This window comes from Photobacterium kagoshimensis (assembly GCF_050337045.1).
In the GTDB taxonomy this organism is placed as follows: Bacteria; Pseudomonadota; Gammaproteobacteria; order Enterobacterales; family Vibrionaceae; genus Photobacterium; species Photobacterium kagoshimensis.
Genome location: NZ_JAKJSO010000028.1, coordinates 20,093 through 33,494 on the forward strand (window position 1 = coordinate 20,093; position 13,402 = coordinate 33,494).

The following is a 13,402-nucleotide window of genomic DNA, read 5'->3' on the forward strand; positions in this document are numbered from 1 at the left end:
ACAGGGGTATCGTGTACAATAGATCGATTTTATATTTTTTTTGTTGTTAGGAGTCACAGATGAAAGTCGTTGAGGTAAAACACCCACTGGTTAAACATAAGATTGGCCTTATGCGTGAAGGTGATATCAGCACTAAGCGTTTCCGTGAATTAGCAACGGAAGTTGGTAGCTTGCTGACTTATGAAGCAACGGCAGACTTCGAAACGGAAAAAGTGACGATTGAAGGTTGGAATGGCCCAGCAGAAATCGATCAACTGAAAGGTAAAAAAGTAACGGTTGTGCCAATTCTACGTGCTGGCCTTGGTATGATGGACGGCGTACTTGAGCACATGCCAAGTGCACGTATCAGCGTTGTGGGTATCTACCGTGATGAAGAAACATTAGAGCCTGTACCTTACTTCAACAAACTAGCATCAAACATTGATGAGCGTATCGCACTGGTTGTTGATCCAATGCTAGCAACTGGCGGTTCTATGATTGCAACGCTTGATCTTCTTAAAGAGAAAGGCTGTAAGTCATTTAAAGTACTAGTACTTGTTGCTGCACCTGAAGGTATTGCTGCACTAGAAAAAGCACACCCAGACGTAGAGCTTTACACGGCTGCGATTGATGAGAAACTGAACGATAAAGGTTACATCGTTCCGGGTCTTGGTGATGCGGGTGATAAAATCTTCGGTACTAAATAAGCCGAATTGATTTACACATAATGAAAAGCCGAACGTATATATGTTCGGCTTTTTTGATCTTGTCATGTAGTCGCTTTACGCCAATTCTCCTCTCTGGCGGTATTCACATTAGATTCAAAGATCAAATAAAAACGGCAACCACTGAGGTTGCCGTTTTTGTTTATGCTAATGATGATTATTTTTCAATACCATCAATTTGTGCATTATCGACAACGTGCGATTCACCAAGGTCGTTGGGTAGCACTAGGTTCAGTAAGATCGCGACAATACCGCATAAGCTCACACCTTGAAGGCTGAACTCGCCGATACCAAAGGCCATACCGCCAATACCAAATACCAAGGTTACCGCCACAATCACAAGATTACGTGCTTTGTGTAGGTCGACTTGGTTTTTAATTAGGGTATTAAGACCGACTGTTGCAATTGAACCGAACAGTAAAATCATGATACCGCCCATAACAGGGACTGGAATGGTTTGTAGTACTGCACCCAGTTTACCGACAAATGCCAGTACCAGTGCCGTTACGGCTGCCCATGTCATGATTATAGGGTTAAAAGCCTTGGTTAGCATGACTGCGCCGGTAACTTCAGAGTAAGTGGTATTGGGTGGCGCGCCAAACATAGATGCAGCAATGGTTGCGATTCCGTCGCCTGCCATTGTGCGGTGTAAGCCAGGCTTTTTAAGGTAATCTTTACCCGTAACATTAGAAATAGCTAACATATCACCAACGTGCTCTACCGCAGGTGCGATAGCGACTGGGATCATGAATAACACTGCATTGATGTTGAATTCAGGGAAGGTAAAGTTAGGCATTGCTAACCAGCTAGCTTGTACAACGGGAGTAAAATCAACGACACCGAAGCCTAAGCTCACACAATAGCCAGCTACGACCCCCGCCATGATAGGCATCAGTTTGAAGAAACCTTTGGCAAAAACACTAAAGGCGATAGTTGTTAATAAAGAGGCTGCTGAAATCCAAATAGCGGCATCACCATTAACCAGTTGAATACCGCCGTCACCACTTTTACCTACCGCCATGTTGACTGCGGCTGGTGCTAAACCTAAACCAATCACCATGATTACTGGGCCAACCACAACAGGAGGCAGTAATTTATGGATGATACCCACACCGCGGACTTTAATCACAACACCCATAAGAACGTATACAATACCCGCCATCATGAGGCCACCCATGGTGCTAGCGACGCCCCAAGTTTGGATACCGTACATAATAGGAGCAATAAAAGCGAAGGATGACGCGAGGAAGATAGGAACAGAACGTTTGGTAACGACTTGGAAAAGAAGGGTACCAATACCAGCACCAAACAGAGCGACATTGGGGTCGAGGCCCGTCAGTAACGGAACCAGCACTAATGCACCGAATGCGACAAATAACATTTGTGCGCCTTGGAGTACCTGCATCATTTTTTCACCCACCTTGTCTAATTTTGGTTTTCTAAAAATAAAATCGCGCAATCCTATCACAGCAGCAAACGATTACCTATGCTTTGAAATAGAGTTTTTCTTATCACTGCCATGGATAGAACCCTTTTGTTAGAGGGTTCTCTTATTGTTGTAAGCCATGCGAAACTTTCCTTTGGTTTTGTAGGTTTCGTCGATATTTTGCTGCTGAGAGGACGAGATTAAGGCGCAAAGGTATAAAAACATGAAGATTGACTAAAATCTGTCACGATATCGGGGCTAAGAGGTTGCTGCTGATAGGCAAATCACCTTATGATCGGAACATATCTAGATGATGAATGAGTTTTCTATGCTGCGTTTTGTTTTTTTTATGTTGGCGTTATTGGCGTTGCCTTTGAATGCCGCCACAGTGAACAACTTGTATCAGGCTCAGGTTGTACTTCCTGATACTGATAAGCAATCGGAACAAACTGCCCGTCAGCAAGGCTTAGAACAGGTGCTGATAAAAGTATCTGGCCAAAGTAAAGTGGTCGACAACGAGGTCATTCGTAAAGCACTTACGAACTCGAGCCTGTACATCAGTCAATTTGGGGTTGGCTCGCTAAATGGTCAGCAGACCTTAGACATGACCTTCGATCGTGTGCAAATTCATAATTTATTAACCCAAGCCAATGCAACCTTATGGAGCGATCAACGCCCTGCGGTTTTAGTTTGGTTGGTAAAAGAAAATAATCGTGAGCGTGAAATTGTGTGGGATCAAACCAGTAACCCACTGCAAACGGAAATGCACAACGCGGCGAATCAACGTGGTGTACCGGTGTTAATGCCAATTGGTGACTTTGAAGATATTACCGCAGTGAGCGTGCCTGATTTATGGGGTGGTTTTGTCGAACCTGTTGCCAATGCCAGTTTGCGTTATAACCCTGAAGCTATCTTGATTGTGCGTGCTCGTGAAGAAGGTAGTAATGTTTCACTTTCTTGGCAGCTTTTTGAGCAGTCGGCCGATCGTTTAGTGGCATCACAAGTGGCGCCGAAGGAAGGTCAGGTAAGTGGCGAACTTGTGGCCGCAACCCGTGATATGGTGAATCAAATCGCCGATCAACTCGCGGCAAAATACGCAGTGCAGCTTGGCGGTGAAAGCCGAGGTTTATTTAGCATTAGTGTTGCTAACATTCAGACAACAGAAGACTTTTTCACGCTTGAACGTATGCTCACAAGCTTGAGCTCAGTGGCATCGGTGGATGTGCAGCGTTTACATGCTGATCAGGCGCTATTTGGGGTGAACTTGCTGACAACAGAAGAGGCCTTCAAACGCGAACTTTTGTTAGATCGTCGTATTAGTCAGGTTTCTGAGGGGAGCTACACAGGTCAGGCTTTGGCTGGTGATGATATGGATGCTAGTGGAACCAGCGACAATCTAGATGTGACGCGTTCAAATGACGATGTCACCACAAATACTGTGATTGTCGGCGATGGTACAAACTTGCCAGCAGAGACAACACCCGCGCAAAGCAATCTTGTTCAACCTACATCTTCTGAAGTGGTGATGCCATCAGCGGTGTCGGCTGACAATCAGTTCTATTGGCAGCCATAATCATTAGTGTTGTGCTTAGGTACTGAGAGAACAAGGTAGAGAGTATAAAAGAAACGGCTACATTGTGATGATGTAGCCGTTTTATTTTGTGTGGATTTCGGTGTTACTTGTCTTGATGCCGTGCGCGTTCTTCTTTTTCAACTTGCGATAGGCGCGGCAGTTTTGTGCCTAGCTCTCGGCCGCGTTGGCGGGCAAAAATGATATTGCCAACAAAGGCACAAGATGTAATCACAAGCTCAACGGTGGCGAGCCAGCGCTCTGCAGGTTCTACCCATAGAATGGTCAGCGCATGCAGAAAATAAAACATCAAAATGAAATTTGCCCATGCATGGGTATAAGGTTTCGCTTCTAGTATTCCTTTTAACGGTAATAGCAGCGGGAATACCCACATGATCATAATAACGATGTTATTAAGGTGAGGGTGTGGCGAAATGACACCTTGCCATAGCGCCACCCACAGCAATAAGCTCAGGTTACTGGTTAGTGCAAAGTAACGTAGGTTTTGGGTTAAGGGCTGCATTGCGATCATGAACACCTTCCTTGTTAATCTCGATGATCCGTTTTGTGGCGAAAGTCGCTTGCGAAGTCGGTATATTGACTGAGCTCACTACGTACTTATTCCGCGAGTTTCTTCGCCGTTTGTGCCAGACGTTTGCCTAACGCTTGTGCCAATGACATTTCATCTTGATGTAATCCAGCCCCCTGGTTCAAGTGAGAAGCGCCATAGGGTGTACCACCATGCGTTGTGGTGTGCAGTTGCGGCTCCGAATACGGAATACCAAGGACGAGCATGCCGTGATGAAGTAATGGCAACATCATGGATTGCAAGGTGGTCTCTTGACCGCCATGCATTGACGATGATGACGTAAAGAGACTCGCAGGTTTCCCTATTAGGGTACCTGACAGCCATTGGGCGCTGGTGGAATCAATAAAGTGTTTGAGCGGTGCTGCCATATTACCGAAACGCACTGGGCTACCTAATGCCAACCCGCAACACGTCTGTAGGTCTTGTTGGCTAACCCAAGGATCACCATCAAGAGGGGGCTGCGTTTGCAGCCCTTGTTCATTAATGTCTGGCACTGTTCTTAATACCGCTTCACAGCCATCGACTTGCTCGATGCCACGGGCTATCTGACGCGCTAGCTGTCGCGTGTTGCCATGACGGCTGTAATACAGCACCAATATAGAATGCATTAAAGAATATCCAATACTTGCTCTGGTGGGCGACCAAGGGCCGCTTTATCGCCATTGACAACAATTGGGCGTTCGATCAATTTTGGGTTTTCCGTCATCGCTGTAAACAGTTGCGCTTCAGTCACTGAGGCTTCGCCCAGCGCTAATTCTTTATAAACCGCTTCTTTAGTACGCATCATCTGGCGGGCAGAATCAAAGCCTAGCTGTTTTAGAAGAACTTCAAGCTCAGCCGCGGTTGGGGTTTGTTCTAAGTATTTGATGATGTTTGGGGTAACGCCTTTCTCTTCAAGTAGCGCTAACGTTTCACGGCTCTTTGAACAGCGAGGGTTGTGGTAAATTGAGATAGACATAATTTCTCCATTTTATTTTGAGCCTCCCGTAACGTGTTGAGCGAAGTGGGAGTTATTCTTCATTGTAAGGGAATACAGGGGTATTGAAAGGCGTGTGTCAGTGGCTTTGCTATCGCGATCACGCGGGATCGGTTATCGCGATAGCTTGCATCAAAGGTTATGAGGGTTTTATCGATTTAGAGTGCTGCAAATTTCTCACGCGATAAGCGTAATTGATCGATCCTGGCATCGTAACGTGCTTGATCGAGCGAATTTACTTCAACCAACTGGCTTGCTTGAATGTAGTTTTTAATCGCTTTATCCCACAGCCCACGTAGTGCGAGTAATTCCGCACGGGCAGCGAGCTCCGCGGCACGGTTGCCTTTTTCACCTTGCGCTTGAGCAAGCATGTACCAGCCATTGGTATCTTTCGGATTATCGTAGGTGTAGCGCAATAATACCGACAGGCTGTCATCGACCTTTCCTGCTTCTTGATAGGCATGAGCAAGGTTTAAGCGTAATACTTTTTGTTCTGGACTTTGCTTTAATGCACTTTGTAGGCGACTGATCGCGCTATCATATTTTTTCTCACCGATGTCGAGGTCGGTCGCTGAATCAATGAAAAAACGGTTATTGGGTTCAGCGACAAGCAAAGGATCAAGTAAGGCATGTGCTTGCTCGTACTTGCCGGTATCTATTAAGACGAGAGCTTTACCATAATCTAAGGCGATTTTTTGTTGGCCCTTCGCTTTTTTCAACTTACGGTCAAACCAATCTAAGGCGGCTTCGCTTTCTAACCCTGCAAAACGTGCCACAATCCGTGAGCGAGCAAGTAGATAACGATCCGAGGGTTCTACGCGGCGTGCAGGGAATTGATTAGCACGGCTACGGGTATCTGAAATTCGATCTTCAGGTAAGGGGTGAGTCAGTAGCATCGCGGGTGGTTTACTGGCGTAACGGTATTGATCAGCAAGGCGGCCAAAGAAACGTGGCATTGCTTGGACATCAAAGCCTGATTTAGCCAAGGTCGCGATACCGATGCGGTCGGCTTCTTTTTCATTGCTGCGGGTGTAGTTGATCTGACCTTGCACGGATGCGGCTGTTGTTGCGTGTAAAGCCGCCATTCCCGCTTCTGGTGAGGCAATAGCCAGCATGAGAGAGCCAATCATGGCTGCCATAGTAGCAGGCGACTTTTTGGCTTGGTCTTCCATACTCCGCGCTAAGTGACGTTGAGTAATGTGTGCGATTTCGTGCGCCACAACCGAAGCAAATTCACTTTCTGATTTGGCATATAAAAATAAACCGCTGTGAAGGGCAACATAGCCACCAAAGAAGGCAAAAGCGTTGATTTCACGGTTTTGGATCAGGAAAAAATTGAACGGGGTACGCACATCGTTGGCATTGGCCACTAAACGGTGACCTAAATCTTGGACGTAATCGGCTAAAAGCGGATCGCTGATGATCGGGCGGCTTGCACGCAGCATGCGCATGTAGGCATCGCCATACTCTAGCTCTTTTTCTATTGTAAGGGTTGAAGCCGCAGTCGTACCAATTTCTGGTAAGCTGTTAAACGTCTCAGCATGAATAGGCAAGCTGCTACTCAATAATGCTGTGATCAGTAAATAAGCTGGGGCTTTCTTCAATCGGGACATAGAAATAATACAATCGCCTTTGGTCTGAATTGTTGGGACTAGCCCAGGAAAAACAGGGACTATTAGCAATAAGACAATAGAACACCGTACAGGTTTCTTTTTTGTCGAGCTGATGTCATTTACAATGCGTGAATGGATAATAACTGTCAGCACACTGGAATGGAAACGCAATTGCTTAATTTGATGACTGAACGTTGCCCTATGGCGCTATTATTAGCCAAAAGAGCGGTTAACGCATTGAGTTTGGGACAAAAGCTGGAAATTCATGTTTCTGATTCAGGCGCGAGACAAGATATTCCCCGATACTTAATCAATAATGGTTATGCTATTGAAATACAGAGTGACTCTCCGCAGTCATTGATTCTTTTTGTCACCAAAATGCAAAGATAGAGACAGTTATGCTCGATATGTTTAATCGCTGGTATAAGCGACGTTTTTCAGACCCAGACTCAGCCAGTCTGGTGGTTATCCTTGTGGGTGGCTTTTTAACGATTTATTTCTTAGGGAATTTGATCGCGCCGTTATTGGTGGCCATTGTTTTAGCCTATTTACTTGAGTGGCCTGTGGCGCGCTTGAACAAGCTAGGTTTACCTCGTTCACTTTCTGTCAGTGTCGTCTTATTGATCTTTGTCGGATTAATGGTGATGGCAGTCTTTGGTCTTGTACCTACGATCTGGCATCAGATTGGCAACTTGATGTCTGATGTACCGACCATGTTTAATGATTTACAAAGCTACGTGTCGTCGTTGCCTTCTCGTTACCCTGACTTTGTACAGCCTCATCAGGTTGATACTTTTATGAATACTTTGCGAGAGAAAGTATTGGGTATGGGTGAAAGTGTAGTGAAAGGCTCGTTAGCCTCACTTGTGAGCCTAGCAGCGTTGGGTGTTTACCTTATTTTGGTACCCTTACTGGTCTTTTTCTTACTGAAAGATAAACAAGAAATGTTGTCTATCTTAGGAACTGTGTTGCCAAAGAACCGCCGTCTTGCCAGTAAAGTTGGCGCAGAGATGAACCAGCAGATCTCGAACTACATTCGCGGTAAAGTGACAGAGATCTTGATTGTCGGCTCGATCAGCTACCTGACATTCGTGATCTTGGATCTACGTTATGGCCTCTTGCTTGCGGTATTGGTCGGGTTCTCGGTACTGATCCCTTATATTGGTGCGGCAGCCGTGACGATTCCTGTGGCGATGGTTGGCCTGTTTCAGTGGGGGATTTCGCCTGACTTCTGGTGGCTATTAGTCGCTTACGGCATTATTCAGGCCTTAGATGGTAACGTGCTTGTGCCGATTTTATTCTCAGAGGCCGTTAACCTGCACCCTGTGGCAATTATTATCGCAGTATTGGTGTTTGGTGGCCTTTGGGGATTCTGGGGCGTCTTCTTTGCTATCCCATTAGCAACACTGGTTAAAGCCGTTTGGAGTGCTTTCTCTGCCACGGAAACCGAAGAGTTGGTAGAGCAACCTTAGTGATAGGGCGGTAATGCTAGAGACAAAAATGGCGCATTTCGATGCGCCATTTTTTTATGGTTAGTGCTCGCTATTGTCAGTGCAATACTTTGCTAGGCTAATGAATGTCATTGGAATTAACGGTAGCAATTGAGGGTCACTTCCAGCACTTTACGACAGGTCTCGACTTCTTTTTCAGTCAAACCTTGAGGGATTTCAGCCAGAAGTGAATGGATATTATTCCCTGCCGAGTCGCACATTAGCACCCCTTTTTTTGTCAGGTGCACACACTTAGAGTTGCCTTTCAGTGGGTGAGGGCGTGTGGCAACTAGACCATGACGCTGCGCTGTTTTGATTATACTGGTAACTGAGCTTTTTGAGCGCATTAGTCGCTCAGCAATATCGATTGGGCGTAAACCATCTTCTTCTTTCAGCAGCATCAGCATCAATATTTGCTCGGCGTTAAGTTCAGACGAGACCAGACCAACGGTATTTTGAGCCTTGTTCTGTACTGCGCGAGAGGTGTTCCAGATCAACCCGAGTAGCGTATCATTCATTAATATCATCCTTAATATTATTATACCAACCCCATTAATGCTCAAATCACTCTAGCTTGTTAATTAACGGCATTAGTCTCAATTGGTTTTATTTCAAACTAGGGTGAGTTATATCTGAGAGTTAGCTTGTTGAGCAAGATTTTATTTATGATTTTTATAGATTAAGTGATGAGAGTCGAATTGTGTCGGCTTTTGATTGCTGTGAGGTATGGTCAGGCGTTGAATTAAGGGTGTTATAAGCCTAAAAATAAAAATGCCTACGGTGAGCGACGTAGGCATCGAACGAAACATTATTGCGATAATGTATTACGCGTTAGCTTGTTCATTTAAGTAGTTAAGTACGACTTCATGGTGATCTTTTGTTTTGAATTTATTGAAAACGTGTTCAATCACACCTTCTTCATTGATTAAAAAGCTTTGACGATGAAGTCCGTCATATATTTTGCCCATGAATTTTTTTTCACCCCAGACTCCGAATTGATCGGCTACGGCATGGTCTTCATCGGACAGTAAGGTGAAGTTTAAGTTATCGCGTTCGATAAATTTAGGCAGACGTTTGACAGGATCGATACTGATCCCCAGTACAACCACATTGTGCGCATCTAATTCAGCCTTGCTATCACGCAAGCCACAAGCTTGAACGGTACAGCCTGGTGTCATGGCTTTGGGATAAAAATAAGCCAAGACTTTTTTGCCTTTAAAGTCCGTTAAGCTAACAGACTCGTTGTCTTGGTTTAATAGAGTGAAAGCAGGGGCTGAAGTGCCTGCGGTCAACGTATTCATGGTGCTTCCTTATTGATTATGGCCAACAAAATTGACAGTGCCTGTCACCAGTAAATCGGTGCAGAGGGCTTCGAATTCTTCTTGTAATGTCATGAGGTTGCAACCCTCGGGAATATTGGTACTGATCTGAATAAATAAACGATCACTACTATTGGCATCGCAGGCTTCGTGAGTGTGGGCGCTTAACGAGGCAATATCGACTTTCCGAGCGGCAAGAAAATGGGTGAATTGGCCGATGAGTCCTGGCATATCATCCGCTTCGATATGAAAATCGGCGGTGTATGAAAACGAGCGTGATTTATGTTTAGAGGTTCGCTTCATCACAGTGAGCAACTCATGCTCTTGGGCTTTGAGTGGTAGCGTCGCTTCCACGCGCGAGATGGCATTGCCATTGCCAGACAATAGCATAATAAGGGTAAATTCATGGCCAAACAGAGCAATACGGCTATCTATGATGTTACAGCCACACTGAGTAACCAGGTGAGTCACTTCATCTGAGATGCCTGGACGATCCGTACCAACTGCAGTAATAACTAGGTAATGTTCCATATTCTCTACATCGTATTGTTATCTTTCCAGCATGGTAGCACAGGTATTAAGCAGGGATAACTGACATCGCTAGCAACTTCTTATCAAGTTATTGTCAAGATAGTACTTTTACCTACGCTCGTGCTTGAGTTTATATTCACTCAATCGTACCATGAAGCTATATATATACAGGGGAGATGGACATGTTTTCAGGAAGCATGGTTGCGCTAGTCACGCCAATGGATGAAGCGGGCGAAGTGGATTACACTAGCCTTGCAAATTTGGTGGAATATCATATTGCAGCAGGCACAGATGCAATTGTATCTGTTGGTACTACGGGTGAATCAGCCACATTAACGGTTGATGAGCACGTAAAAGTGGTTGTTAAGACGATTGAGCTTGCCAACGGTCGAATTCCTGTTATTGCAGGAACTGGCGCAAATGCAACGCACGAAGCCATTACATTTAGCAAACTCTTTATTGGTACTGGTGTTGCGGGTTGTTTGAGTGTCACCCCTTATTACAATAAACCGACGCAAGAAGGTTTATATCTACATTACAAAGCGATTGCTGAAGCCACAGATCTTCCACAAATTCTTTATAATGTACCTGGTCGTACTGCGGTTGACCTATTACCCGAGACGGTTGCGCGTTTAGCAAAAATCGACAATATCGTGGGTATTAAGGATGCAACGGCTGATTTAGACCGTGTTCAGCAGATTAGGGAACTTTGTGGCGAAGACTTTATCCAACTAAGCGGCGATGATGCTACTGGGTTAGAGTTTGTCGAGCGTGGCGGTCATGGCGTGATTTCAGTTACGGCAAACGTTGCGGCGGCTGATATGGCGAAAATGTTTAAATTGGCACGAGAAGGCCAGTTTGAGGCTGCACGTGAAATCAATGCACGTTTAATGAGCTTACATAAAAACTTATTTATCGAATCTAACCCGATCCCTGTTAAATGGGCAGCTCACAAACTAGGTTTGATTGAGCTGGGTGATTTACGTCTGCCATTAACCGTATTAAGTGAGTCAGCACAACCTAAAGTGGTTGAAGCATTGCAAGAGAGCGGTGTGCTGCAATAGTTTGCAACGCGTAGGAGCGCAGGAGCATTAATGAATTCTAAACACAGGTTCGTACTAACGACTTTAATGGTTGCCAGCTTGGCAGCCTGTTCGGGTAGTGAAGAGCGACGTCGTCAGGCAAATCAAGATTTTACCTATCTTGAAACTAAACCATTAAGCAATTGGGTATTGCCTGAAGGTACAGAGCCTTATGCTACGAATGAGTATGCGATCCCTACTCAAGCGTTTGCCGGTGAAATTGGCGCGGGCGTTGATATTCGCTCACCACAGCAAGTGCTGGCATTGATCCCTGGTGCCCGTGTTGTTAAAAATGCCGATGGTATCACTTTGGTATTGGCAAATAGCGAGGAGTTAGCGGGTGTTTGGTCATTAACGCAAACTATGCTGACAGAAAAAGGCATCGCATTACGTGAACAAACCGCAAATCGCTTAGAAACCGAGTGGGTTTCTTGGACCAATGAAGATGACGAAACACAGGTTAGTAGCCGTTATGTGATCGAAAAATCGGATAAGGTTGGCGATAACAGTTACCAAATTACGCTGGTTGATTGGCGAGAAGGTGAGAAAAACGAACCTGTCTCGGTGATCAATAAAGAGCGTTACAGCATCTTGATGACTAATTTGGTGACGTCGCGCTATGATGCGAAAGTGCGTGAAGAAGCACGCCTACGTGCTCAAGAGTTGGTGAAACAAATCCCAATTACCATGGGACAAGATCGCAGCGGTCTGCCTGTCATTATTGCACGTGCGCCGTATAACGTGTTCTGGGAACGCTTACCGTCATTGCTTGATGAGTTAGGCTTCACCGTTGAAGGCCGTAACCGTTCGCAAGGTATTGTTGAAGTGAAATTCCGCTCACCAGATGATCAGTTCTGGACCGATCTTGGCGTTAAGCCGATAGCGCTTGATGATTCGACCTATAAGCTGCAATTAGGTGATTTGGGTAACCGTACCTCACTCAGCGTCACCGATTCAGATGGTAAGCCAATTACAGAGCGTGCGCTAGAAAGCATGGCGCCAGTATTTGGTAAAGCAATTGAATCGAGTAACCGTAAAAGCTAACAGTTAATCGAATATTCGAAATAAAAAAACCGCTTAAGGCTTGCGCCGAAAGCGGTTTTTTATTGTCGCGATAATTCACATGGAATTATTTTACTTCAATACCTTGAGCCTGCATGTCGGCATGGTAAGAAGAGCGAACAAATGGACCACACGCAGCGTGGGTAAAACCAAGCTCTAATGCAATCTCTTTTAGTTCATCAAACTCAGAAGGCGGCACATAGCGCTCAACGGGTAGGTGATGACGACTTGGCGCAAGGTATTGCCCCAAGGTCAGCATAGTCACACCGTGAGCACGAAGATCTTTCAATACTTGAATGATTTCTTCTTTAGTTTCGCCTAAGCCCATCATTACGCCAGACTTCGTCGGCACTTCTGGGTGCATTTCTTTGAACTTCTTCAATAGATCTAAAGACCATTGGTAGTTCGCGCCAGGACGTGCTTTACGGTACAAGCGTGGCGCTGTTTCCAAGTTGTGGTTGAAAACGTTAGGTGGGTTATCACGTAGGATCTCAAGTGCGCGATCCATACGGCCACGGAAATCAGGGACCAGAGTTTCAATGTGGATTGATGGATTTTTCGCACGGATCTCACGGGTACAATCAGCGAAGTGTTGAGCACCGCCATCACGTAGATCATCACGGTCAACAGATGTCACTACCACGTACTTAAGCTTCATATCAGCAATAGTTTGCGCTAAGTGTGCTGGCTCTTCTGCATTGGGTGGTAATGGACGGCCATGAGCAACGTCACAGAACGGGCAGCGACGAGTACAGATAGCACCTAAGATCATAAAGGTGGCTGTACCGTGGTTGAAACATTCTGCCAAGTTCGGACAAGACGCTTCTTCACAAACTGAGTGCAGTTTGTTTTTACGCATTGCTGACTTGATTTCTTGGATGCGTTTGCTATCTGACGGAAGCTTGATTTTCATCCACTCAGGTTTGCGCAGCACTTCCTGTGGCACTTCTTCTTCTGCCACATTACGTACAGGAATTAGGGCCATCTTATCGGCATCACGGTATTTGACGCCTTGTTCGATTTTTATAGGTTTGCTCATA

General features: G+C 45.4%; 15 protein-coding genes. 6 read left to right on the plus strand and 9 right to left on the minus strand.

Going from position 1 to position 13,402, the window contains the following annotated elements:
* Positions 1–59 precede the first annotated feature (59 nt).
* Positions 60–686 (plus strand): uracil phosphoribosyltransferase, encoded by a 627-nt coding sequence (gene upp, locus L4C35_RS21515; protein ID WP_428464816.1) that lies wholly within the window; start codon positions 60–62, stop codon positions 684–686.
* A 175-nt stretch (positions 687–861) separates the two neighbouring features.
* Here upp and L4C35_RS21520 read toward each other — a convergent pair whose 3' ends face one another.
* Positions 862–2,112, minus strand: a complete 1,251-nt coding sequence (locus tag L4C35_RS21520) for a uracil-xanthine permease family protein (RefSeq protein WP_428464817.1) — start codon at positions 2,110–2,112, stop codon at positions 862–864.
* 346 nt (positions 2,113–2,458) lie between these two features.
* On the opposite strand from L4C35_RS21520, the gene L4C35_RS21525 reads away from it, so the two are divergent.
* Positions 2,459–3,703 (plus strand): DUF2066 domain-containing protein, encoded by a 1,245-nt coding sequence (locus tag L4C35_RS21525; protein WP_428464818.1) that lies wholly within the window; start codon positions 2,459–2,461, stop codon positions 3,701–3,703.
* Positions 3,704–3,806: 103 nt separating this feature from the next.
* Here the strand turns inward: L4C35_RS21525 and L4C35_RS21530 are convergent, their stop codons facing one another.
* From L4C35_RS21530 to bepA, 4 genes are all read right to left on the minus strand, one after another.
* Entirely contained in the window at positions 3,807–4,232 is a 426-nt protein-coding gene (locus L4C35_RS21530; RefSeq protein ID WP_428464819.1) for a DUF2069 domain-containing protein, read from the minus strand.
* An 86-nt stretch (positions 4,233–4,318) separates the two neighbouring features.
* On the minus strand, positions 4,319–4,897 hold the full coding sequence (wrbA, locus tag L4C35_RS21535; protein ID WP_428464820.1) for an NAD(P)H:quinone oxidoreductase: 579 nt from the start codon (positions 4,895–4,897) through the stop codon (positions 4,319–4,321).
* The gene (arsC, locus tag L4C35_RS21540) at positions 4,897–5,247 is read right to left on the minus strand and encodes an arsenate reductase (glutaredoxin) (RefSeq protein WP_428464821.1); all 351 of its coding nucleotides are present in this window, start codon (positions 5,245–5,247) and stop codon (positions 4,897–4,899) included. The genes wrbA and arsC overlap by 1 nt, the downstream gene beginning before the upstream one ends.
* A gap of 176 nt (positions 5,248–5,423) precedes the next feature.
* Complete coding sequence (gene bepA / locus L4C35_RS21545) at positions 5,424–6,878, minus strand: beta-barrel assembly-enhancing protease (protein ID WP_428464822.1); 1,455 nt, start codon at positions 6,876–6,878, stop codon at positions 5,424–5,426.
* Between the two features lie 159 nt (positions 6,879–7,037).
* Between bepA and L4C35_RS21550 the strand changes: the two genes are divergently transcribed.
* A complete protein-coding gene (locus L4C35_RS21550; RefSeq protein ID WP_048900717.1) occupies positions 7,038–7,268 on the plus strand; it encodes a sulfurtransferase TusA family protein in 231 nt (76 codons plus the stop codon).
* 8 nt (positions 7,269–7,276) lie between these two features.
* Positions 7,277–8,350 (plus strand): AI-2E family transporter, encoded by a 1,074-nt coding sequence (locus tag L4C35_RS21555; protein WP_428464823.1) that lies wholly within the window; start codon positions 7,277–7,279, stop codon positions 8,348–8,350.
* A gap of 116 nt (positions 8,351–8,466) precedes the next feature.
* Here L4C35_RS21555 and L4C35_RS21560 read toward each other — a convergent pair whose 3' ends face one another.
* The 3 genes from L4C35_RS21560 to L4C35_RS21570 all read right to left on the minus strand — a co-directional run bounded on the left by L4C35_RS21560 (position 8,467) and on the right by L4C35_RS21570 (position 10,218).
* Positions 8,467–8,886: a MarR family winged helix-turn-helix transcriptional regulator gene (locus L4C35_RS21560; protein WP_428464824.1), complete on the minus strand. Its 420-nt coding sequence runs from the start codon at positions 8,884–8,886 to the stop codon at positions 8,467–8,469.
* A gap of 306 nt (positions 8,887–9,192) precedes the next feature.
* The gene (gene bcp, locus L4C35_RS21565) at positions 9,193–9,669 is read right to left on the minus strand and encodes a thioredoxin-dependent thiol peroxidase (protein ID WP_428464825.1); all 477 of its coding nucleotides are present in this window, start codon (positions 9,667–9,669) and stop codon (positions 9,193–9,195) included.
* Positions 9,670–9,678: 9 nt separating this feature from the next.
* Positions 9,679–10,218, minus strand: coding sequence for an ACT domain-containing protein (locus L4C35_RS21570; protein ID WP_428464826.1), 540 nt, complete (start codon positions 10,216–10,218; stop codon positions 9,679–9,681).
* 182 nt (positions 10,219–10,400) lie between these two features.
* Between L4C35_RS21570 and dapA the strand changes: the two genes are divergently transcribed.
* Together dapA and bamC are read left to right on the plus strand one after the other, a co-directional pair.
* On the plus strand, positions 10,401–11,282 hold the full coding sequence (dapA, locus tag L4C35_RS21575; protein WP_428464827.1) for a 4-hydroxy-tetrahydrodipicolinate synthase: 882 nt from the start codon (positions 10,401–10,403) through the stop codon (positions 11,280–11,282).
* Positions 11,283–11,312: 30 nt separating this feature from the next.
* Positions 11,313–12,344: an outer membrane protein assembly factor BamC gene (bamC, locus tag L4C35_RS21580; protein ID WP_428464828.1), complete on the plus strand. Its 1,032-nt coding sequence runs from the start codon at positions 11,313–11,315 to the stop codon at positions 12,342–12,344.
* Between the two features lie 85 nt (positions 12,345–12,429).
* Here the strand turns inward: bamC and lipA are convergent, their stop codons facing one another.
* Entirely contained in the window at positions 12,430–13,401 is a 972-nt protein-coding gene (gene lipA / locus L4C35_RS21585) for a lipoyl synthase (RefSeq protein WP_428464829.1), read from the minus strand.
* Position 13,402: the final 1 nt, after the last annotated feature.

What these genes read in the sequence shown, in the direction of transcription:
- upp (WP_428464816.1), top strand. Translation starts at nt 60, where the DNA reads ATGAAAGTCGTTGAGGTAAAACACCCACTGGTTAAACATAAGATTGGC.
- L4C35_RS21520 (WP_428464817.1), bottom strand. Translation starts at nt 2,112, where the DNA reads ATGATGCAGGTACTCCAAGGCGCACAAATGTTATTTGTCGCATTCGGT.
- L4C35_RS21525 (WP_428464818.1), top strand. Translation starts at nt 2,459, where the DNA reads ATGCTGCGTTTTGTTTTTTTTATGTTGGCGTTATTGGCGTTGCCTTTG.
- L4C35_RS21530 (WP_428464819.1), bottom strand. Translation starts at nt 4,232, where the DNA reads ATGATCGCAATGCAGCCCTTAACCCAAAACCTACGTTACTTTGCACTA.
- wrbA (WP_428464820.1), bottom strand. Translation starts at nt 4,897, where the DNA reads ATGCATTCTATATTGGTGCTGTATTACAGCCGTCATGGCAACACGCGA.
- arsC (WP_428464821.1), bottom strand. Translation starts at nt 5,247, where the DNA reads ATGTCTATCTCAATTTACCACAACCCTCGCTGTTCAAAGAGCCGTGAA.
- bepA (WP_428464822.1), bottom strand. Translation starts at nt 6,878, where the DNA reads ATGTCCCGATTGAAGAAAGCCCCAGCTTATTTACTGATCACAGCATTA.
- L4C35_RS21550 (WP_048900717.1), top strand. Translation starts at nt 7,038, where the DNA reads ATGGAAACGCAATTGCTTAATTTGATGACTGAACGTTGCCCTATGGCG.
- L4C35_RS21555 (WP_428464823.1), top strand. Translation starts at nt 7,277, where the DNA reads ATGCTCGATATGTTTAATCGCTGGTATAAGCGACGTTTTTCAGACCCA.
- L4C35_RS21560 (WP_428464824.1), bottom strand. Translation starts at nt 8,886, where the DNA reads ATGAATGATACGCTACTCGGGTTGATCTGGAACACCTCTCGCGCAGTA.
- bcp (WP_428464825.1), bottom strand. Translation starts at nt 9,669, where the DNA reads ATGAATACGTTGACCGCAGGCACTTCAGCCCCTGCTTTCACTCTATTA.
- L4C35_RS21570 (WP_428464826.1), bottom strand. Translation starts at nt 10,218, where the DNA reads ATGGAACATTACCTAGTTATTACTGCAGTTGGTACGGATCGTCCAGGC.
- dapA (WP_428464827.1), top strand. Translation starts at nt 10,401, where the DNA reads ATGTTTTCAGGAAGCATGGTTGCGCTAGTCACGCCAATGGATGAAGCG.
- bamC (WP_428464828.1), top strand. Translation starts at nt 11,313, where the DNA reads ATGAATTCTAAACACAGGTTCGTACTAACGACTTTAATGGTTGCCAGC.
- lipA (WP_428464829.1), bottom strand. Translation starts at nt 13,401, where the DNA reads ATGAGCAAACCTATAAAAATCGAACAAGGCGTCAAATACCGTGATGCC.